The following is a 19,761-nucleotide window of genomic DNA, read 5'->3' as shown; positions in this document are numbered from 1 at the left end:
CCTAATCTCATATGGATGTCACGACGCGCAATCTATTCCGCGTGCCGGGACGGGTGCGTTCTTCGAGAACACGTTCACGGGCCGATGTGCATGCGACCCCGCCGCGGATGCACGGGAGTTTTCCGCTTCAGCCTTCTCCGTCTGCCTGGAAAACCCGGCCCCTTTACAGGCTGTAGTGTAGCAGAAAGAGGAGAAAATGCATCAGCGCGAGGTTATGCCGTGCGGAAACCGGTTGTAGAGGCGGCCGCCACCGCCGGTCCTTGTCAGTCCGCACTTGTGCCCTGCGGCAACGGGAAGACACGCCATGGCGCCGCCACCCTACTTTCCGGCGGCGGTGCGCTGGTCCGTCCAGCCGGTGAGCCAGTCAAAAGGGATACGGGCGAATGTGATGGTCTCGTAGGCGTCTTTGCGGCCTTTTTCGTACAAGAGGCCGATGGCCCCGTCGGGCAGCACACAGAGGTCGGAGTAGGCCGAGGGGCCCCAGTGGACGCATTGGCCGGCGGCCCAGGTCTGCGCCTCGTCGTAGCTGACGCGCACGGTCATTTGGACACGGTCAGGGCTCGCCGGATTTGAGAAAAGGATGCGGTTTTTGCCGCCGTTACCGGTGGTGGACAGGCGGCACGCGCTTCCTTGGCACACGGGTTCAACGAGGGTCTGGTCGAACTGAACATCGCTCCAGGTCTCGCCGCCGTCGCCGCTCCACGCGATGGCCCTGCGATAGTTGCCATGATAGCTGCGCATATTGAGGTAGACGCGGCCGTCCTGGAGTTCCACCGCGGTGCATTCGTCGGTCTTGGCGAGTAACGTGCCGCCGAGCTTCCAGGTTTCCCCATGGTCGTCGGAAACGATGACATGCGAGTACTGATTCTCGTCGCCGGCCAAGGAATGATTGCAGGGAATGAGCAGGCGGCCGCTCTTGAGCTGGACGGCATGCACGGGTCCGGTCGCGTACCAGGCCCATCCGACGGGTTTGACCTGCTTGGTGATTTCGGCGGGCTCAGCCCAGGTCAGCCCGTCGTCGGCGCTGTGGGTGACGAATACGCGGTCGTTGTCACGACAGAAGGGTAGCCAGATGACGCCGTTGGCGCGGTCCTGCACGGGCGCGGGGTTTCCGATGGTGTGCTCGCCATCGTCCCAGATCTTCTGCATGGGCCCCCACGTCTTGCCGCTGTCGGTACTGCGCCGGAGCATCAAGTCGATGTCGCCGTCGTCGGCCCCGCTGTTCTTGCGCCCTTCGCAAAAGGCAAGCACGGCGCCCTGTTGCGTGACCAGAACGGCGGGGATGCGGTAGGTGTGGTAGCCCTCCTGTCCGCCAACGTAGACCGCCTGCTCGTCGAGGGTAACCGCGCCTTTCTTGTCGATATCGTCCATGGTGAACCTTACGCTGATGACCGAGTTCTTCTGGCCGGCCACCAGTTCGGCGTAGGTGGTAGTTACGAAGGTCCCGTCTGGGAGGAGTTCAAGGCCGGGATAGCCGAGGTCAAATTTCTTTGGCGGGGCCAGGAGCCGGACGCGGTACTGCCCTTCGCGCAGATTGACCATATCGTCATAGGTACCCACCCAAGCCACGAAATCGCCCCGGGTAGGGCTATCGGCGGCAGTGTCGCGGAAGGTCATTACCAGGCGGCCGTCGGGAGCATAGCGGGGCATGTGGCGATCGCCGGTCAGGCTGGCGGGCGCCTCGACCAGTTCTGTCCAGGTTTCGCCTTCGTCGTTGCTGGTCATGAGAAGTGAATTGTAGCGCCGGGAGTTCTCGCGCATGATCGACGCCAGTTGTGTACCGTCGGGCGACCGGATAATGGCGGGTTCGCAGGGATCGGCGCCGAGCTTCTCCCCTACTTTGCGCTCGGGAGCCCACGTGAGACCGCCGTCTTCCGAGATGCTCTGCCAGATTGTGAGGGGCGAGCGGTCTTGCTCGCTGAATCCACGGTGGTAGTGCATGAGCAGGCGATTGCCACGGATTGGCACGATGGTAATGGGCGCGACCACGCAGTGGAGACCGTTGGGCTCGAAGGGCGTCCAGGTCTCGCCGCCGTCCTCGGAACAGGCCTGCCGCATCTGGCCGTTGCCTTCAAACACAAACAGTCGCGCCACGCCGTGGGGGTCCACCAGCCGGTGGATGCAGGGGCAATTCGTTGCCGTTGCCCAATTGTCCGGGACGGGAAGGCGCTCGCTCCACGTGAGACCGCCGTCGGTGCTTTTCTTGAGGACCGCCGAGGGGCCCCCGTGTCCGAGGGGATAGGTGACGAAGATGGTCTTGTTGTCGGGCATCAAGACGGTGGTCGGATGGCCGAGGTATTGTCCGGGGATGGACTCGACGATAACCTGCCGCCAAGTCTCGAAGGCCATGTCCAGCGTGGGAATGGAATACGAAGTGGGCTGCGTGCGCATCGGAAACGGCGCGGTTTCGGCGGCGCGAACCCAGAAATCGTAGATGCGCATGGTGCTCCGCCACGGGCGGAACGCGACGATTCCGAGATCCCTGCCGGAATATTCGATTGTGTGAACGTCCCTGCCGGCGATCTGGAACCGGAGCTGGGCGCCTTCCCGGATAACGTCAAAATCGAATGGCTGGCCCGGCTGTATGAGCCCGGCGGTACCTTCGATATGGGCGGTTTTGTCGCCAAACAAGCGGCCTTCCACGAAGAGTTGTTTTCCGTCCCCGTCGAAGCCGAAATGGCTGCGGTCGTTGATCACGAAGCTTGCAGCGGTACCCTCGACGTTCATCAGAGCCAAGCGCGCGTGGAGATGGAAATTGCCCGAGCCGAGCCAGCGGTCCGCAAACAGCAAATCGCCTTTCATTTCGCCTTTGAACTCGAGGTAGCCGTCGCCCCGGGTCCATTCGCGCGCGGCATAGCGCACCGCCGCCGGCTCGCCCTCGCGCACGAAATACAGGGCAGGCGCCTCCTCCACTGCCGTGAACAGGCCCGCACAGGCAATGATGAAAAGCGTTGCGTTCATCGATAGCCCCCTTGGGAAACAGCCCTGAGTGATGTCGATGGCCAACTTTAGCATACGGACAAAGGGGCTTTCCATGGCGAGAATAAGTATGGTCTGTATGGACTTGATGGACAGTATGGACGCATAGGCCGTGGCGCAGATGAATCCGGCAAGGCGAGGGGCGTCTTATTCGATGCTCGCGCGTTTCTCCTTTTTCCGAAAGAAGATACAGTACCCGAGCACGAGGACGAGGACGAATATCAGGACATTACGTACCTGCCTGAGGTTAATGCCGGAAGCTTCCGAAAACCATTCGGCGAAGTGGCCGATTTTCCTGGACCTGCGCCAGGACTCCGTGTCGCGATAAAAGCGGCCGTCGTCCATTACCACGACGCGTTCGGGCACGGCGAGATGGAACATTTCGTCGGTTACCTGGGCCCCGGTCTTGAGTTCCAGCACGCTTATCTTGAAGTTGGTTACTCTCTTGAGAGGCTCTTCATCATGCCCGACCCACTCAGCGAGAATGTGTTCAGGAAACCAGAGTTCATTCTGAACCTCGAAGAAATCCGAAAACGTGATTTCGAGATGGGGTTCCTGTTCATGTGAAGGTTCAGACTCGTAAAGGGCGCATTTCAGAAGCGCGAAACCTCGCTCCTCCGAAAACCAGAGATGGCAGAACCGGCCATATCCAGAATTGGGCTCATCAAAGCTCACCATTCCCCTCACGCACCAGGCTCGGTCGCCGTTTACAAGAACGGGCTCCGGCTCAAGTCTGGCCTCTGGGGGCCGCACGATAGTCTGCACATCGATTGCATACCCATACGTGGCGAACGGGGCGGGTTCCCGCCACAGTCCGGACAACCGCACGGGATCTATGACATAGCTTGGCCGCTCGTAGGTCTGCTTCTCCAGAATGTACACCGAGTGTGGCGCACCATCTTGCCCTTTCAGTATCATTTTGAACTCTGTACCGTTGCAGACAGAAACAGTCTCAAATCCCGCCAAGTCCGCTGGCTCAAACGTGCGCTCCTCAATGCGGTAGCGGGGGCCGTCCACCGTTAAGGAATAAACGTCCTTTGTGGGCACTTCCTCGCCGCTTTCTCTCTGGAAGGTGTCCTCCTCTTCGAATCGTACGGAGTACGCGCCGAGCGCGGCCTCTTTCCGGGCATAGACTTCCGCAATGTCCTCAAGCGTAAGGGAATGAGCCGTGAAGCTTACACAAAGAAGGGCGCTCAGGCCCCAAATGCGCATCGTCCTGCCCCCTCTTCTGCAAGGGTCCCTGCCTATCAGCTCAGGCTCTCCAGTTCAGCCTGTATTTCCCGCCTTCCGCCAGAGCCACCCCATTCATGACGTTCACGGCCAAATCGGCGCCGTTGTCGCTGACCGCCGCCTCGACCCAGGCCCGAGGGACGTTTTCCTCGCTGAACAGCCATGCCAGCCCGGGGAGGTTGACGAAGTGAATGCCCTCGCGTTGATGCTGCGACCAGGCGTGGCTGTGTCCGTAGAAGTAGGCTTTTACCTGCTTGCGAGGCTGAATGACGCTCCAGAACGCGGGGAAATCGACCAGTCCATTCTCCCCTTCCGGATAATGATGCGCAATGAGGACGGCAGGCTTGGCCGGACGCTGGTCAAGCTCTTTTGCCAGCCACTCCAACTGGGCGGCGCCGAATTCACCGGGGACAAAGCCGGTTTCGCGATTCGAATCGAGGATGAACCATGAAGCGCGGGGAGCGTCCAGAACATAGGCGTGTTTGCCTTGAACCGAGTCCGCGCTCAAGGCCTTGTGGCCGGGAAAAACATCCCACATTTGTTCGCGGTTGTCATGGTTGCCCATGGAAAAATGGAGCGGGATACCGGCGTCCACAAATGGCTGCGACTCCTCCTTGAGGGTGACGTAGTCTTCGCGCTGGCCATGAAGATAGACGCAATCCCCCGCGACGAGGATGCCGGCGGGCTTGTAGTCGAGAGCAAGGACTTCGGCGCGCATGGCGGCGAATTTCTCGACGGGTTTGACGGGCGGCGTTCCATCAGCTTTGTTGCGGTCGCCGGGGATGTGGATGTCGGCGAGGAGCACCCAACGGTCCGGTTGGGGGTCCTGCGCGCGCGAGGCGGCGCCCCATCCAATCGCGGCCGCGCCAGCGAGGGACGATGCGAGGAACGTTCTTCTGGAAATGCGGCGGTGCATAGTCACAACGGTTCTCCTGGCTTTGTGTGCGTCGAGACTCTTTGGGAGACAGGATACCCCGCAGGCCCCCCGGGGATCATCTTCTTTCAGGCTCGGGCGTCCAGCCGCGCGCCGGGCTCACCCGATCCGCCGTGGCAATACAGCGTCATCGGGCTGTGCGTCCGGTTCATCGGGCAGCGCTTCTCCGTCCTCCCCCACGTCATGCTTTCCCAACCGGGCAGGCTCCTTCCTGGAAGGCTTTCGTGATAGCATGGCGACCAGGATCTTCAGGCCCACCAGGGCCGTGCCGAGAGGAATGATGGCATAAAGGACCATGAGCAGGATCACGAGCACGCGGTCCGCGGTGCGCTCGAAAACGTCGGCACTATTCAGGGATGTCGCTCTTTTGAGCTGCCCGATGGCCCGGGCGGGCGGCTCGCCATTTGGCGCCGGCGACTCCGCGGGCTCACGCGGGGACTCCTCGACCGGGGGCAGGAACGCGTCTCCCTGCTTGGCCACTTGGATGTATTCCGACATTCGGCCGGGGTTTTCGGCGAAACTCCCGGCGAACTCAAAGACGCGCATGGCCCACATGAACGCGGCGACGAGGAGCGCGGCCCCGAAAAGAGCCGTGGCAATCTGCAGAAGAGTCAGGGCACCCTTCAGCAGACTATCCCAGTCGACAGCGCCGTGACCCTTGTCATACGGATCGAATCCTGCCATGGCCGTCCTCCCCCAACCCTTGTATGCCTTAAGGATAATACACCAGGGACATACGAATATTCGGCGAAATCGGCGCCCCAGTCAAGAAACTTGATCTGCCATCCGGTCAAAACACTATGCTAGGGACTATTGTGAACCTCGCCCTCGAAGGATGCGGCAAGACTCATGAAAAGTATGTCACTGAACGGACCTTGGACGCTCACCTGTCTTAAGACGTCGGCCAATGCGCCGAAACATCCCGGAGAGTTGCCCGGATGCGCAGCGACAACCGTGCCCGCGACGGTTCCTGGCAACGTTGAATTGGACTTGCGCCGTGCGGGCAAGCTGCTCGACCCGTTTTTTGGGGAGAACATCCGGTTGTTGCGCCCGTTGGAGACCTGCGAATGGTGGTATGCGCGGGAGTTCGAGTTTGAGAGCACTGCGGCCTGCGACGATTGGGATCTTGTCTTCGACGGCCTCGACACCTACGCCACGGTCTGGTTGAACGGAGTGGAGGTTGGCCGGAGCGACAACATGCTTATCCCCCACCGTTTCGCTACCGGCGGGGCGCTGCGGCCGGGACGGAACCAGCTGCACGTGCGTATCGAGCCGGCGATGGTCCACGCGCGCCGGCGCCGGTACGAGGCGTCGATGCTGAGCTGGGAACACCGCATGGAAGGGCTGCACGTGCGCAAAGCACCGCATATGTGGGGCTGGGACATCATGCCCCGGGCAGTATCGGCCGGCATCTGGCGCGACGTGCGCCTTGAACCCCGTGCCGCTCATGGATTCGAGCAGATCTATTACCGGACCCTCGAGATAAATGAGCAGGGCGCGGTGCTGGCGGCGATGTTTGAGGTTCGGTCTCCGGCTCTGGACCTCATGGGCTACACGGTGCATTTTGAAGGAGTTTGTGGCGGCCATCGTTTCGAGTATTCATGGCCGCTGGAGTTCGCGGCGGACGCCTGCCGTATCCCTGTGCCCGGCGCGCGCCTCTGGTGGCCCAACGGCTATGGAGACGCCAATCTGTACCGCGTCACGGCACGCCTGACGTGCGCTGGCGAGACGCTCGCTGAGAGAACGGAGCGCGTTGGCGTCCGCACCGTTGCCGTCGACCGCACTGCCAGCGCCGGGGTCCCCCACCCGCTGGGATCCAGGGGGCCGACCGTGTGCCGGTACGACGAGCCGCCCGATCCGGACGGCCATTTCGTGTTTCGCGTTAATAATGAGCCCATCATGGTGCGCGGCACGAATTGGGTCCCCTTGGACGCGTTCCACAGCCGGGACGCCGGCCGCCTGCCCGAGGCCATCGCCCTGGCGGAAGATCTTGGATGCAACATGATTCGCTGCTGGGGCGGCAACGTGTACGAAGACCATGCCTTTTTCGACCTCTGCGACGAGAAAGGCATATTGGTCTGGCAGGACTTTGTGTTCGCGTGTTGCCGGTATCCGCAGGACGACGCCTTTCTTGAACGGGTGCGCGATGAGGCGGAGACCGTTGTCAGGCGGTTGCGCAACCATCCGTCGCTGGCTTTGTGGTGCGGCGACAACGAGATCGACGAGTGTTATGCGTCGGACGGCTTGTCGCCGGAACACAACCGGATTTCGCGAGAGGTCCTCCCAAGGGTGGTGCACGGGTGCGATCCCGGCCGCCATTACGTGCCGAGTTCTCCGTACCGCGCGCCGGACGCCAGACGCGAGCTTGCCGAGCAGCACCTGTGGGGGCCTCGCGGGTATTTCAAGAGTCCGTATTACACGCAGCACACCGCCGGTTTCATCGGGGAGATCGGATACCACGGCTGCCCGAACGCCGGCTCGATTCGGCGTTTTATCTTTGAAGATGCGCTGTGGCCCTGGGAAAACAACCCTCAGTGGCGCGTCCATGACGTCTCGCACCTGCGCCACAACGCCGCGGACCGCAATCGCATTAAGCTCATGGCGAACCAGATCCGCGAGTATTTCGGTGAAATACCCGGTACACTCGAGGAATTTGTGCTCGCCAGCCAAATCGTGCAGGCGGAGGCCAAGAAGTATTTTATCGAGTCCACGCGACAGCGCAAATGGCGGACGAGCGGCATCCTGTGGTGGAACGTGCTTGACGGATGGCCGCAGTTCTCCGACGCGGTCGTTGACTATTATTTCGGAAGGAAGCTGGCGTACTGGTATATCCGGCGGGTGCAGCGGCCGGTGTGCGTGATGATGGGCGAACCCGGCAACGACAAGTACCTGCCCGTCATTGCGGCAAACGACACCTTGCAGGACGCCGTTGTGCGGTTTGAGGTGTCCAGCGCCGAGGGGGAGGCCCTGTGCGCGGGCGAAATGACGGTGCCCGCTTCGCAGAACTGGCAGGTGGGCCGCCTGCGCACGTACGCGAGCGACCGGCGGTTGTATCTTATCCGTTGGGAAAGCGGCGGCCAGGCGTTTGGAAATCACTATATTTCGGGGGCGCCCCCATTCACGTTATCGGAGTACCGGGCATGGCTGAAACGCATTGCCGCGTTGCCCGTGCCTTTCGAGCCGGACAACGTGGGACAATAGCCCGGGACAGGCGCCGTCTGCGAAGGGAGGAGGTCTTATGCTCGAGTTTTTTCAGGTAGGCCGCGAATTGCTCGACAAAGTGGAGCAGACGCAAGCGGAATCCATCCGGAAGGCCGCGGGCATGGTTGCTGAGAGTCTTATGAATGGAGGGGTCTGGCACGTTTTTGGGACAGGGCACTCTCATTTCCTCGGAGAAGAAGTGTATTACCGCGCGGGAGGGTTGGCGCCGGTTAACGCGATCCTGTTTCCGGCGCTGATGCAGCACGAAGGGCCGGCGACCAGCACCAGGCTCGAGCGCATGCCCGGTCTCGCACGGGTCGTGCTCGACAAGGCGGATACGCGTTCCGGAGAAGTGCTGGCCATCGTGTCCAACAGCGGTAAGAACGCGGTTCCGGTAGAAATGGCGCTCTATGCCAGAGAGAAGGGATTGAAGACCGTGGCCATCACGTCGCTGAACCAATCCAAGGCGGCAAAGCTGGGCGCGGGCCAGAGCAAGAAGCTGTACGAGGTCTGCGACGTGGTCATCGACAATTGCGGCACGGCGGGCGACGCGGCGTTGCAGGTTCCCGGCTTGGAGCTGATGACGGCGGCGACATCGAGTCTTGTGGGCATCGCCATAATGGAACAAATCGTTTACCTCGTGTGCTGCGCGTACGCGAACGCGGGCAAAGAGCCGCCTGTTTTCAAGACGGCCAATCTTCCGGGGGGCGACGAGTGGAACGCGAGGCTTATTGAACAGTACGGCGACCGCGTCAACCTTCGATAGGTATACGGGGGGCATCTTGAACACCAGACGCCACAGCGCCTCGATCAAGACGCGCGCCGCTGAATTGGGTTTTGATGCGTGCGCGGTAGCGGCCGTGACAACTATCGATCCCGAGGACCTGCTCGGCCGGTGGCTCGCACAAGGGTTCCACGCGGACATGGATTGGATGGTCCGCACGAAGGCCATTCGCCAGGACGTGCTGAAGAGGCTCCCGGGGTCGCGTTCGGTAGTCGTGGTGGCGCGCAACTACAATTCGCCCCGTCCCCTCGCGGAACCCGGGACGGGCCGGATATCGCGCTACGCCTGGGGCCGCGACTACCACCGCGTGCTGAGAAGGCCCCTGCGCGCGCTGGCCGCCCACATCGAATCCCTGGACGAGCATGTGGATACGTACTGTTGCATTGACAGCGGCCCCGTGCTCGAGAAATTCTGGGCGGCGCGGGCGGGTCTGGGCTGGCTTGGCAAGAACAGCCTCGTGTTGCGGCAGGATTTAGGGTCGTGGTTCTTCCTGGGGGTCATCCTGACCACGCTCGAAGCGGCGGCCGACGCACCGGCGCAAGACTTGTGCGGCACGTGCACGCGCTGTATCGACGCCTGCCCCACGGGCGCCATCGTGGCGCCGCATGTAGTGGACTCGCGCCGGTGCATTTCCTATCACACGATCGAAAATCACGGCGAGGTCCCCAAGGAGTTGCAGCGTCATTTCGGCGATTGGGTGTTCGGATGCGACATCTGCCAGGAGGCCTGCCCCTGGAACGGAGGCGTTCCGGCAACGAGCGAGACGGATTTTCATCCCCGGCAGGGCCATGCTTGTCCGCCATTGGAACTGTTCGAGGAGATGGATGAGGAGGGGTTTCGAGAGGAATTCGCGGGCACTCCGATCATGCGTGCGAAACTCGCGGGCTTGAGGCGCAACGCTCGCATCGCGCGCCGCAACGAGCGGGATAACGGCTAGGAAGTCTGTTGTTCGTCCGTCTCGGGGGGTAGTTTCGGCATTTGCGCGAGTGCCGAGCTCAGGATATCGACGATGAGCTGATTCTTGCTGGTGTTTTCAGCGCGAGCCGCGAGCCGGATGGCTTCATAGAGGTCGGACGGCAGCCGGAGAGCGATCTTGCGCGTTTCGAACATGCCGGCCGGAGTCATGAGATCGGGCGGCGGGACTGCCGGGGTGTGTTCGTCGGCGTCGAACAGTTCGGGCTGGCTGGGGGGCGCCTCATGAAGGTGGCCCAAGTCTTCCTGGGGAAAACAGTGCTGCAGGATCTCGATATTGCTCAGGTCATTCTCGATGAGCTCCTGAACGTGTCCGCGCCCTCCCATGCTGCGCAGATGGCGCGCTATCCCCGCGGATGTCATGGCGAAACCGCTTTCGCGTACAAATTCGACGGCGGCATCCCCTTCGAGCCCGAGCCGCACAGCCTCAACGATACGTTCCTGTTTGGCGTGAGTCACTCTTGACATAACCCGTGCCCGTCCGTTTGTACCCCGAAAACGCCCGCGGCTTGCATGGCGGCGCCGGCGCCTTCGGGCATGATTCCCTCATACCCTTCATCTTAGTAATATACTGCCCAAAAGACAACTCTGTCGGATATGGGACATGCGCAGGTTCAGGACATCTGGATTGGTCAAGGCGATCGCACTGGGTGTGTCGGCGCTGGTTTGCGGGTGCGGGAGTTCTTACAAGCACGCGGCGAACCTGGACACCCCGAATCAGGGTATTGTATGTCTGGGGGACAGCCTTACCAGCGGTTACGGGGCCACGCCCGGAAACAGCTATCCGGAACACTTGTCCCGGCTCCTGGGAGAGCGCGTAGTGAATGCGGGCATCGAGGGCGACACGAGCGGGGATGCTTTGGCGCGGTTGAAGGAGGATGTCTTGTCGCGGTCCCCGCGTCTGGTCATCGTTCTCGTGGGCGGAAACGACTTCCTGCAACAGATACCCCGGGAAAAGACGGTCGAGAACGTGGAGCGCATTGTGGCGCAGTGCGTTGCGGCACGGTCCATGGTCATACTGATACATCTCAAAGCGGGAGTGCTCTCGGACCCTTACTATGATGGCTTCGAGGCTGTTGCGGAACGTCACGGAGCGGTGTTTGTGCCCGAGATCCTGAAGGGTATCTTTGGAAAGCCGCGTCTGATGTCCGACCAGATCCACCCCAACGACCAGGGCTACGCGGTCATGGCAGAACGCATCGCTGAAGCCGCGGCGCCTCTTCTGGAGGCGGCGGACGAGGTCCGACGCGCAAACGAGGCGCCGTAAACACTCGTCCCGCCGTGCGCGACGGCGGCAGGGATAGCGGGGTTCAAGGCCGTCCTTGGAGATACTCCCTCATGAGCGGCCACAGCATCTTGTACCGTTCAAAATGGCTCTCGTATCGTTCCGAGACTTCGGGTAGAGGTTCGAAGGCCCGGCCGGGTGTAACCATGGCCTCGACGGCCTCCTCGAGCGACGCAAAAGCACTTGTGCCGACAGCGGCGAGCATGGCCGCGCCAAGGGCTCCCGCTTCGGTCTGTTTGGGCCGCACGAGCGGAGTCTTGAGGATATCCGCCGTCATCTGCAGCCATGTCTCGGATTTGCTTCCGCCGCCGACCGCGGAGAACCGCGTCACATCGATGCCCGCACTGTGGGCGCGTTCGAGACACTCCCGGAGATAGAAGACGGTTCCCTCGAGGATTCCCCGCAGGATCTCGCCGCGTTTGGTTTCGAGGCGCAGCCCGGCCATGACGCCGCTCGAGCCGGAGACGAACTCGGGCGGGCCTGTCGTTGTGAAGTGGGGCAACACGGTCACGTTGGCAGGACCGTCGGGCATCTCCGCCAGGAGGCGCGGATATACGCTCTCGCCGGCTTCCTGGGCGGCGCGGTGCTCGGGAGCAGCAAAGGTGTCGCGGTACCATTTCAAAAGGCTGCCGCCCTGGTTGTAAATAAAGGTTATGAAACGGCCGGGAACGGCGTGATGCTCCGTATTCAGGCCGTGGGGAAGCATAGCCTCCGGTTCACGGCGCCGTTCGAAGACGGGAGCCGCGCACAAGAACGTGCCCATGCCCAACAGGGCGTCTCCCGGGCCGAGGACGCCCGCCCCAACCGCGTTGCTGCATTGGTCGTGGGCGCCCGTAACGATTGCCACGCTGGGGGACAGCCCAAGCTCATGGCCAATAGACGCCGATACGCGGCCAATCACTGTGCCAGAGGGGACGGTATCGGGCAGTTTCGATGGGTCGATGCCTGCCCACGCGAGGAGTTCGTCCGACCAGGCCTGCGCGTTCACATCGAATAGGAGCGTACGGTTTGCCAGCGAGTAGTCGGTGAAGGCCTCGGCCCCAAGCATATAGGAAACGAATCCGCCCCAAAGAAGAAACTTGTGGGTGCGATTCCATAGCTCGGGTTGATGCGCCTGGCGCCACAACAGCTTGGTCAGGCCATAATGGTTTCCGAGGGTGTTTCCGTTGATACGGTACAGGCGGCCGTCGTCCAGACGGGCTGCGAGTTCGTCGAGGAATTCCGCGCCGCGCTCGTCGAAATTCAGGAGGGAGGGTCCCAGGATTTCGCGCTCGCGCGACACGGGCACCGTGGCCTCACCCAGGGAAGAGACAGCAAGCGCCGAGATCGGATCTCGGGCACAGGCAGCGCTGACCTGGGCGATGCAGTCTTTGATCTCGTGCCAGACCGCCCGTGCGTCCAACTCGGCCCATCCCGGTCGGGGGACGCTGTAATCGTACTCGCGGTAGGCCGAAGCGAGCAGCGTCCCGTCCTGGCTGAAAGCGCAGGTCTTACATCCGGTCGTACCGACGTCGATACCCAGAAAACTCACGGGTTCTCCCCCCTTCGTCTCAGCTTGGTTTCGCGGGGCGGTCAGAGGAGCTTGTGGCGTGTTCCCTGAATGCCGAAATAGTCGCGAATAATCCAGCACGTACGCTTGTAGGTTGCTTCCTGACCAGCCTGGATGCTGTTGTGTTCGCGCCATGCCTGTTCGTAAGCCTGGCGAATCTCGGTGCCGATATTGACCTTGGCTATGCCGCGTTTGATGCCCTCGAGGACGTATTCGCGGAGCACGCCGGACCCGCCGTGCAACACCAGGGGAACGTTTGTGGCCTCGCGCAGGGCGTCCAGATGTTCGAGGTTCAGGCGGGCTTCGACCTTTTTCCGGTCGCGCAGCACGCCCGAGATGGCGCCGTGCACGTTGCCCACGGCGACCGAGAGCCAATCGCAGCCGGATTCGCGGACGAAGCCCCGGGCCTCTTCCACGTCAGTGAATCCGCGTCCTGAGGCAAAGACCTCCTCGTACGGCGGGGGCGGCCCGGCTTCGTGCCCGAGCACCGCGCCCAATTCGGCTTCGCAGGGCACGGCCACGGCGTGCGCGAGCCGGGCGGCCTCACGCGTCACCTCGATATTCTCGTCGAGGGAGAGGCGTGAACCATCGACCATGACCGACTCATATCCCAACGAGAGGGCTTCCCCGATGATGGCGCGGTAGTCCACGCGTTGGTCATCTTCATCGATAACAGGGACGTGATCGAGGTGGAGGCGCACTTCGGGCCGGGCCCATTTGTCGTATTCGTGTTTGACCGGCCCGAGGCCTTTCCCTTCGAACTTGTACCACTCGAGGCGGGCGGTTTCGATGAGGCCGAAACTCTCGCAGTCGGCCACGGCCCGCACCACCGGCTCGACCATCGGCAAATACGGAACATTGAAGGCGGGGACAACCAGCCCCTGTTCGAAGGCGCGCCGGACGATTGCCGCGGTATCGCTCATTCACATGCTCCCTGCGGGAGGGCTGCGCTCATGCCCAGATAGTATTCGAGGGCTTCGGCGACGGGAGCGGCGAACCGGCCGGGAGTGGCGCTCAGGTGGTGGCGGTGGCCGTTCTTGCCCACGTGAAGCAAGACGTCCTGCAGCTTGTCAATTCGGGCGACACCGGCGCATCCGAAGTAATCCTTGGGAATGGGGTCCTTGGTAAACTCACCCTGCCCGAGGTAGAAGCGCGGCTTCCCTTCGTGGGTCATCATGCTGGCGAAGGTGAACTTTCCGGGGGCGATCAGGCCCGCGTTACAGCCATAGCCGCGCCCTTTGCCGACGGAATTGGCGAGGATGGCGTGGTCGCAGATTCTCCCCTTGCCTTTCATCAGCGACGGTGGAACGGGCCCGCAGTGAAAGAGGATGCATCTATCGTCATCGTCGCCGTAGTTGTTGTTCCAGTCCAGACACATGGCCGGCGCTTGTGAAGCTGATTGCAGCGCATACATTGCGACCGCGTTGCCGACGTCGACCTCGCACGCCGCGGGGATGCCCCGCTGGTTGAAGTCGCCCATCAGGATGCACGGAGAGATGCCAAGCTGTTCCTGAAGCTCGATCCAGCAGCGCAACGCGAAGGCGTCCAGCGCGTACTCCTCGACCAACTGGTCAATGACAAGTCCCAGCCGGACGATGTTGTCTTTCACCTCGTCGGAAATCCCTTTCCACGAGGTCAACCCTTCCAGGCGGTTCAGTGTTTCCTTGTAGGCGGCGTCCTTCTTGATGCCCTTCATCCGGAAGAAGACGTGACTGAGATCGATGGTCTCCATGGTAATGCCGTAGCGTTGGAGGGCCACCTCGTCGATGCGGACGGTCTTGAACGCCGTGGTACGCGCTCCGATGGCGCCGACCGTCATCCCGCGCAGGCCGGATACCACGCGGCACAAGGCGGCGAAATAGTCCAGGTTTTGCTTGAAGCGTTTGCTGGCGGGATTCACTGTGTGCGGCTTCAGCGCCGTGAATTTGACGCCGTACTGGTAAAACACGTCCATGACGGAGAACTTTCCGCAGAAGGAATCCCTCCGTACGGCGGGGGCCATCTTATCGAGGTCGTCCGGATACGCCTGTATCAGGATCGGCACATCGGCTTTGCGGAGCGATGCGACGGCGCCGGTTTCGTCTCCGAAATTGGGCAGAGACAGGATGACTCCCTGGTACTTGCCGCGGTTCTCGTTGAGAAACTCAGCGTAGATCTCGCCTTCCCGGGCTGTCGTGACCGCCCCGTGCGGCGTGGCGCTCTCGTCCATCATGAGGTAATCGTAACCCAGCCCGGTGAGTACGCGCGGGAGTTCCATGCGCGCCTGTCTCATGAGTTCGGCCGGGAAAAAGCCCCGATTCCCAAAAAAGAGCGCGAATGTCGTCTTTTTGTGTTTCATGACAACTTCCTTCCTGTTCTTGCGTTGCCAGCCCTGCCGCAGGCTAGTATACTGCTCGGAACGCAAGCCTTCCAGGGAGGAGAAACCGATATGAGATCTGCGCTGGTCGTGGCGGCGGGCGAGGGCAAGGGCGCGTGGCCATTCTGCGGGATTCGGCAGAAGTGCACGGTGCCGGTTATCAACGTTCCGATGGTGCGGCGGCTGGTCCTTGACCTGCTCGCTCTTGACCTGCGGGAGGTCGTTGTGGTAATCGGTAACCGCGCAGAGGCCGTTCGCGCATGCCTGGGCGACCTGCCTCAGGTGCGGTTCGCGGAACAGCGCGCCCAGAAAGGTCCGGCGGATGCCGCCCTGTGCGGCATCGACAACCTGACGGGCGAGGACACGCTGGTCTGTTACGGCGACATTGTGACGACGCGGGAAACGCTGCAGCGGTTCCTGGACGAGTACCGGAAGCGGAAAGCCCGCGCGATGCTGCTGGTTACGCCCTGTCCCCCGGAAGTTCCGCACTGGATAACGGTCCGCACGGGCAAAGACGGCCTTGTGGAAGAAGTGACCGGTCATGGCGACCGCGCGCATCCCCGGTTCGGCGGGATTGCGGCCGCGCGCACGGAGACGCTGAAGACATATCTCCTGCGCAACCCGGGCATGATGACGAGTGTCGAGATCGGCGCGATGCCGCCTCCCGAGGGCGACGTGGCGCACAGTTTCGGCCTGATGGTTCAAGACGGCATCGAGGTGCATGCGTGCGAGGCGCGCGACTTTGTGATCGACGTTGACCGCGCGTGGCAGATTGCGCAGGCCAATCGCGCCGCGGCGAAGCATGCGACGGATGCCATCGAGAACACGGTTCTGGGCAAGGGCGCGTATATCGACGACAGCGCGGAGATTCCGAACGATGCGAAGTTCATCCTCGGTGACGGGTCGCGCATTGGAAAGGGTTGTCACATCGGCGGTTCGGTGATTCTGGGCGACAACACGCAGGTCGTCAACGGCGCCATCGTGGGCAGCGGGGTCTGCGTTGGCAATGGCACGTTTATTCGCGACTATTGCGTGGTCAACGATTACGCCGTGATCGGCTCGAAATCGCTGGTGAAACACGATGCGGAGTTCGAGGGCGTGATGTTTGACGTGGTATATCTTTATCACTACTGCTGCATCACGGCGCTTCTGGGCAACAACGTCGACATCGGCGCCGCCACTGTATGCGGCACGTTGCGCTTCGACAACGGCACGAAAGAGCAGATAAACAAGGGGCACAAGGAAGTGCCCGACCCGCGATTCGGAGATATGACCATCATCGGCGACTACTCGCGGACGGGGGTCAACGTGATGTTCATGCCCGGCGTGAAGGTGGGGTATTACTCATGTGTGGGCGCTGGCGCCATCGTGTACGAGGACGTGCCCGAGCGGACGCTGTTGCTGCCCAAACAGGAACATGTATTGAAATCTTGGGGACCCGAACGATACGGCTGGTAGATTGAGCCCGGCCGGGAAACAGGAGGCGGCTATGCCGTTTATTCAAGGTGGCGTTATTCCCGCGTTGTTGACCCCGTTCACGAAGGGCGGGAAGCAGGTAGATTATGACAAGGCGGCCGGCCTGGCCGGTTTTTTGGCCGACAGAGGCGTAAACGGGCTCTTCGTCGCGGGAACGACGGGCGAAGGGATGCTGATGACGCTCGATGAACGCAAGAAACTGCTCGAGTTGGTCGTGAAGGCGGTCGGCAAGCGGGTGGACGTGATCGCGCACACCGGCTGTCTGGATACCGCGAGCACCATCGAGCTGACCTGCCATGCGGCGCAGGCGGGGGCGAAGGCCGCAGGCATTGTCGCGCCGGGGTTCTATGGCTACGACAACCTTTCTCTGGCAATGCATTACAAAGCGGTGGCGCAGGCGGCCAAGGGGTTCCCCATCATGTTCTATAACCTGCCTGCCTGCGCGCGTAACGCGCTTTCCGCGGGATTCATCGTCGACCTTGCCCAGAAGGTCGAGAACCTGCGCGGTGTCAAGGATAGCAGCGGCGATTTCGTGCATATGGGCGAGCTGCTTGCCCACGCCCCGAAAGGCTTCGTGGTGATCAACGGCGTTGATAACTACAGCTATCAGGCGTTGGTGACCGGCGCCCAGGGGTGTGTTGCCAGCGCGGCGAATGTCGTGCCTGAGCTGTTCCTGGCGATTATCAAGAACGTGAAGAAGGGCGACCTCGCAAGCGCGTGGAAGCACCAGCAGAAGCTGAGCGCTGCGGCAAAGCTCCTCCGGTACGGCGCAATGGTCGCTTACTATAAAGAGGGCGTTCGCCTGCGCGGATTCGACGCCGGCTATGTGCGCATGCCCCAGCGCGAACTCTCGCCGAAAGAGAAGCGCGAGTTCGCCAAGGCCTTGGCAGCCGCGGGGCTGATCTGAATCCCTGACGTCCGCGGAACACAGTCCGGAAGCCCCGGGGTTGTCAGGGCGTCAGGCTGAACACGGTCAGCGGTCCGTCGGTGGATATGTTTTCCGCCGCCAGGGACTTGCCGTTACAGGTGGCGTTCCAGCCCTCCGCTCCGGCTACGCCCAGGCGGGTGGCGCTGCCGCGTACCGTTATCGTCACCTCCCGGACAGCGTAATCGAAACGAAGGTCAAGATACGGGACGCGGCGGTCTACGCGCAGCTCAGACCGATCGTAGTCGGTGCGGATGTAACTCCCGTCGGCCATGGTGAGGCGCAGCACCCGTCCGTCGGGCGTGACACGGCGCGACAGGAACTGCGCGTTCGACTCGAGGACGATGGCCTCCTCGGGGCTGGCGCAGGCGGCGCCGAGCCACAATTCGCGCGGAAAGGTCGTGTAGGCCAGCACGTTGAGCAAAGTCAGCGTCGTTGCCTCATCGTCTTTCCTAATCATGTTCGCCTGGCACCAGCCGACGAAACGGCCGTCGTTAACGGTCAGGCTGGGGCTCTCGTGGTGCACCCAGTAGTCCTGGTGATAGCGGCGCGGTTCGAGAAGCTGCTGCGCCATGGGATCCTCGAACGGCTTACCGGTGCGCGCGAGGCGGCCGAGCACCACTTCGTCCACCGCCAGGTCCCAGCGCATCAGTTCCGTGCGCCAGAACAGGGGGAGCTTTTCGTTGCGCACGGGGTCCGCCGCAAGCTCGTAAATTACGGCATTGACCGCGCGCATGGTCTCGGTAAGCACCGCATAGGGCCGCCGTGCCGGGTCTATAACGCCGAAATTGCAGTCTTCGGCATATTGGTTCCAGGGTTTCTCGAGGCCGTCATCCGGATACTTGTACCAGGACACACCAATATGGCTCGGGATCGATGCCGTGGCCGCAACGTAGGACAGATACCCGACAGCGCGGTCGGCCTGGGTCTTTACGGCCGGCAGCGCCCCCATGGTATTGGGGTGGAGCGTGTCGCCCGCGCGAAACGAGAATTCGGTGGTCATGGTGGGACGGCCCGTGAAGGCGTGAATCGCTGGTACGAGGGTAAACAACTGTACAGGCAGCCGGTCCGAGAACATGCTGTACAGGTTCATGCTGATCACATCGCAGTATTTGCTCATGGCCGCCAGAATACCCGGCTCGGGCAACGGCGCATTGATCATCCGGATGCCGAGGTTGAGATGGTTTGGGTCGACGGCGCGGGCCGCGTTGGCCGCCACCGAGAAGGCCCGCTCCGCAAGCGCGGCGACCCATGCGTCTTTGAGACCCGGCACGGACGGGGGCTCTCCCTCGACATTCGCGAGGTCATCGATCGAGGTGACCCCGTAGGCCTGCCAATCTTTCGCGAGGTCATCGGGCTTATCCGCGTAGTATGCGCGCGCGACTTCGATGAACGCTGCGCGCGAGGGAGCGTCTTTCTCGGTGTGCGTGACGGCCTCGTACCATCCGTCCAGGCACATTTCATTGACCATGTAGTATCCGAGCAGCAAGGGATCGTCTTTGATGGGACCAAGCACTTGCTCGGCCCGTTCGGCGCACTGTTTTGGCCAGTCGGGGTGGAATACGTCGGGAAAGGTCACCCACGGCGGAAGCCCGGGCAACTTCGCCACGGGATACGGCGGTGTGTCCATGCGGAAGAAGTCGAGGTTCTTGGCGTAGGGCATGCCGTTATCTTCTTCGGCGGCGTTAAACCCCCAGGATTTGATGCGCGGCACGTCCTCGATGCCGGTCCATCCCATTTGGAGCATAAAGTAGGCATTGCCTTCCGGGGTGATGAACCACCAGCGGTTCCCCAGTTTCTGCACATGAAAAAACCCCGTGCGTTCTCCTTTGAGGCCCAGCCAGCCGCCGTATTGGTCGAGGTCGTCGCGCAGCGGCTCGCCCATCGGCAGGTCCGGAGCAATGACGGCGGGACTCATGTCGGACGGTCTGGAATCCGCTTCTCCTGCCCACGCACCCGAAGCGGCGGCAAGCGCGAGCGCGGCGATAAGCAGCGGTATGCCGTGCCAGGAAGCAAAACCCCGATTTCGACCTTGCGTCGCTTTTTCCAGTGACATGAAATGCTCCTTTG

15 protein-coding genes are annotated in these 19,761 nt (G+C 61.9%); 6 read left to right on the top strand and 9 right to left on the bottom strand.

Annotated features, from left to right (window positions below):
- Positions 1-318: 318 nt before the first annotated feature.
- The 4 genes from PLJ71_00180 to PLJ71_00165 all read right to left on the bottom strand — a co-directional run bounded on the left by PLJ71_00180 (position 319) and on the right by PLJ71_00165 (position 5,827).
- Entirely contained in the window at positions 319-2,961 is a 2,643-nt protein-coding gene (locus PLJ71_00180) for a sialidase family protein (GenBank protein HQM47066.1), read from the bottom strand.
- A 165-nt stretch (positions 2,962-3,126) separates the two neighbouring features.
- Complete coding sequence (locus PLJ71_00175; protein HQM47065.1) at positions 3,127-4,191, bottom strand: hypothetical protein; 1,065 nt, start codon at positions 4,189-4,191, stop codon at positions 3,127-3,129.
- Between the two features lie 40 nt (positions 4,192-4,231).
- The gene (locus tag PLJ71_00170; protein ID HQM47064.1) at positions 4,232-5,125 is read right to left on the bottom strand and encodes a metallophosphoesterase; all 894 of its coding nucleotides are present in this window, start codon (positions 5,123-5,125) and stop codon (positions 4,232-4,234) included.
- Between the two features lie 117 nt (positions 5,126-5,242).
- Positions 5,243-5,827, bottom strand: a complete 585-nt coding sequence (locus PLJ71_00165) for a hypothetical protein (protein HQM47063.1) — start codon at positions 5,825-5,827, stop codon at positions 5,243-5,245.
- 165 nt (positions 5,828-5,992) lie between these two features.
- Here PLJ71_00165 and PLJ71_00160 point away from each other — a divergent pair, with 165 nt between their 5' ends.
- Genes PLJ71_00160 through queG form a run of 3 tightly spaced genes read left to right on the top strand, consistent with a single transcriptional unit; the run spans position 5,993 to position 10,065 of the window.
- Positions 5,993-8,344: a glycoside hydrolase family 2 gene (locus tag PLJ71_00160; GenBank protein HQM47062.1), complete on the top strand. Its 2,352-nt coding sequence runs from the start codon at positions 5,993-5,995 to the stop codon at positions 8,342-8,344.
- A 37-nt stretch (positions 8,345-8,381) separates the two neighbouring features.
- On the top strand, positions 8,382-9,110 hold the full coding sequence (locus tag PLJ71_00155) for an SIS domain-containing protein (protein ID HQM47061.1): 729 nt from the start codon (positions 8,382-8,384) through the stop codon (positions 9,108-9,110).
- Between the two features lie 16 nt (positions 9,111-9,126).
- Positions 9,127-10,065 carry a tRNA epoxyqueuosine(34) reductase QueG gene (gene queG / locus PLJ71_00150; protein HQM47060.1) on the top strand — a complete coding sequence of 313 codons (939 nt, stop codon included), beginning with the start codon at positions 9,127-9,129 and terminating at the stop codon, positions 10,063-10,065.
- Here the strand turns inward: queG and PLJ71_00145 are convergent.
- Complete coding sequence (locus PLJ71_00145; GenBank protein HQM47059.1) at positions 10,062-10,568, bottom strand: hypothetical protein; 507 nt, start codon at positions 10,566-10,568, stop codon at positions 10,062-10,064. The genes queG and PLJ71_00145 overlap by 4 nt on opposite strands.
- 136 nt (positions 10,569-10,704) lie before the next feature.
- Between PLJ71_00145 and PLJ71_00140 the strand changes: the two genes are divergently transcribed.
- Entirely contained in the window at positions 10,705-11,367 is a 663-nt protein-coding gene (locus tag PLJ71_00140) for a GDSL-type esterase/lipase family protein (protein ID HQM47058.1), read from the top strand.
- Between the two features lie 43 nt (positions 11,368-11,410).
- Here the strand turns inward: PLJ71_00140 and PLJ71_00135 are convergent, their stop codons facing one another.
- The 3 genes from PLJ71_00135 to PLJ71_00125 are packed head-to-tail and all read right to left on the bottom strand — an operon-like array spanning position 11,411 to position 15,272.
- Complete coding sequence (locus PLJ71_00135) at positions 11,411-12,916, bottom strand: FGGY family carbohydrate kinase (GenBank protein ID HQM47057.1); 1,506 nt, start codon at positions 12,914-12,916, stop codon at positions 11,411-11,413.
- A gap of 41 nt (positions 12,917-12,957) precedes the next feature.
- Complete coding sequence (locus PLJ71_00130) at positions 12,958-13,857, bottom strand: class II fructose-bisphosphate aldolase (protein ID HQM47056.1); 900 nt, start codon at positions 13,855-13,857, stop codon at positions 12,958-12,960.
- A complete protein-coding gene (locus tag PLJ71_00125) occupies positions 13,854-15,272 on the bottom strand; it encodes a hypothetical protein (protein HQM47055.1) in 1,419 nt (472 codons plus the stop codon). Before PLJ71_00125 ends, PLJ71_00130 begins: the two co-directional genes overlap by 4 nt.
- 90 nt (positions 15,273-15,362) lie before the next feature.
- Between PLJ71_00125 and PLJ71_00120 the strand changes: the two genes are divergently transcribed.
- Together PLJ71_00120 and PLJ71_00115 are read left to right on the top strand one after the other, a co-directional pair.
- Entirely contained in the window at positions 15,363-16,748 is a 1,386-nt protein-coding gene (locus PLJ71_00120; protein ID HQM47054.1) for an NDP-sugar synthase, read from the top strand.
- A 31-nt stretch (positions 16,749-16,779) separates the two neighbouring features.
- Positions 16,780-17,673: a dihydrodipicolinate synthase family protein gene (locus PLJ71_00115; GenBank protein ID HQM47053.1), complete on the top strand. Its 894-nt coding sequence runs from the start codon at positions 16,780-16,782 to the stop codon at positions 17,671-17,673.
- 43 nt (positions 17,674-17,716) lie between these two features.
- On the opposite strand, the gene PLJ71_00110 is transcribed toward PLJ71_00115, so the two are convergent.
- Positions 17,717-19,747 (bottom strand): hypothetical protein, encoded by a 2,031-nt coding sequence (locus PLJ71_00110; GenBank protein ID HQM47052.1) that lies wholly within the window; start codon positions 19,745-19,747, stop codon positions 17,717-17,719.
- Between the last annotated feature and the right edge of the window lie 14 nt (positions 19,748-19,761).

Source organism: Candidatus Hydrogenedentota bacterium (assembly GCA_035416745.1).
Classification (GTDB): domain Bacteria; phylum Hydrogenedentota; class Hydrogenedentia; order Hydrogenedentales; family SLHB01; genus UBA2224.
The sequence above is the reverse complement of the archived record's forward strand: the minus strand, read 5'-3'. Positions and strand labels throughout refer to the sequence as shown.

Bases quoted from the DNA above. Each gene is read 5' to 3' on its own strand.
- PLJ71_00130 (HQM47056.1), bottom strand. From the start codon at position 13,857: ATGAGCGATACCGCGGCAATCGTCCGGCGCGCCTTCGAACAGGGGCTG.
- PLJ71_00180 (HQM47066.1), bottom strand. From the start codon at position 2,961: ATGAACGCAACGCTTTTCATCATTGCCTGTGCGGGCCTGTTCACGGCA.
- PLJ71_00165 (HQM47063.1), bottom strand. From the start codon at position 5,827: ATGGCAGGATTCGATCCGTATGACAAGGGTCACGGCGCTGTCGACTGG.
- PLJ71_00125 (HQM47055.1), bottom strand. From the start codon at position 15,272: ATGAAACACAAAAAGACGACATTCGCGCTCTTTTTTGGGAATCGGGGC.
- PLJ71_00170 (HQM47064.1), bottom strand. From the start codon at position 5,125: ATGCACCGCCGCATTTCCAGAAGAACGTTCCTCGCATCGTCCCTCGCT.
- PLJ71_00115 (HQM47053.1), top strand. From the start codon at position 16,780: ATGCCGTTTATTCAAGGTGGCGTTATTCCCGCGTTGTTGACCCCGTTC.
- PLJ71_00160 (HQM47062.1), top strand. From the start codon at position 5,993: ATGAAAAGTATGTCACTGAACGGACCTTGGACGCTCACCTGTCTTAAG.
- PLJ71_00155 (HQM47061.1), top strand. From the start codon at position 8,382: ATGCTCGAGTTTTTTCAGGTAGGCCGCGAATTGCTCGACAAAGTGGAG.
- PLJ71_00120 (HQM47054.1), top strand. From the start codon at position 15,363: ATGAGATCTGCGCTGGTCGTGGCGGCGGGCGAGGGCAAGGGCGCGTGG.
- PLJ71_00145 (HQM47059.1), bottom strand. From the start codon at position 10,568: ATGTCAAGAGTGACTCACGCCAAACAGGAACGTATCGTTGAGGCTGTG.
- PLJ71_00110 (HQM47052.1), bottom strand. From the start codon at position 19,747: ATGTCACTGGAAAAAGCGACGCAAGGTCGAAATCGGGGTTTTGCTTCC.
- PLJ71_00175 (HQM47065.1), bottom strand. From the start codon at position 4,191: ATGCGCATTTGGGGCCTGAGCGCCCTTCTTTGTGTAAGCTTCACGGCT.
- PLJ71_00140 (HQM47058.1), top strand. From the start codon at position 10,705: ATGCGCAGGTTCAGGACATCTGGATTGGTCAAGGCGATCGCACTGGGT.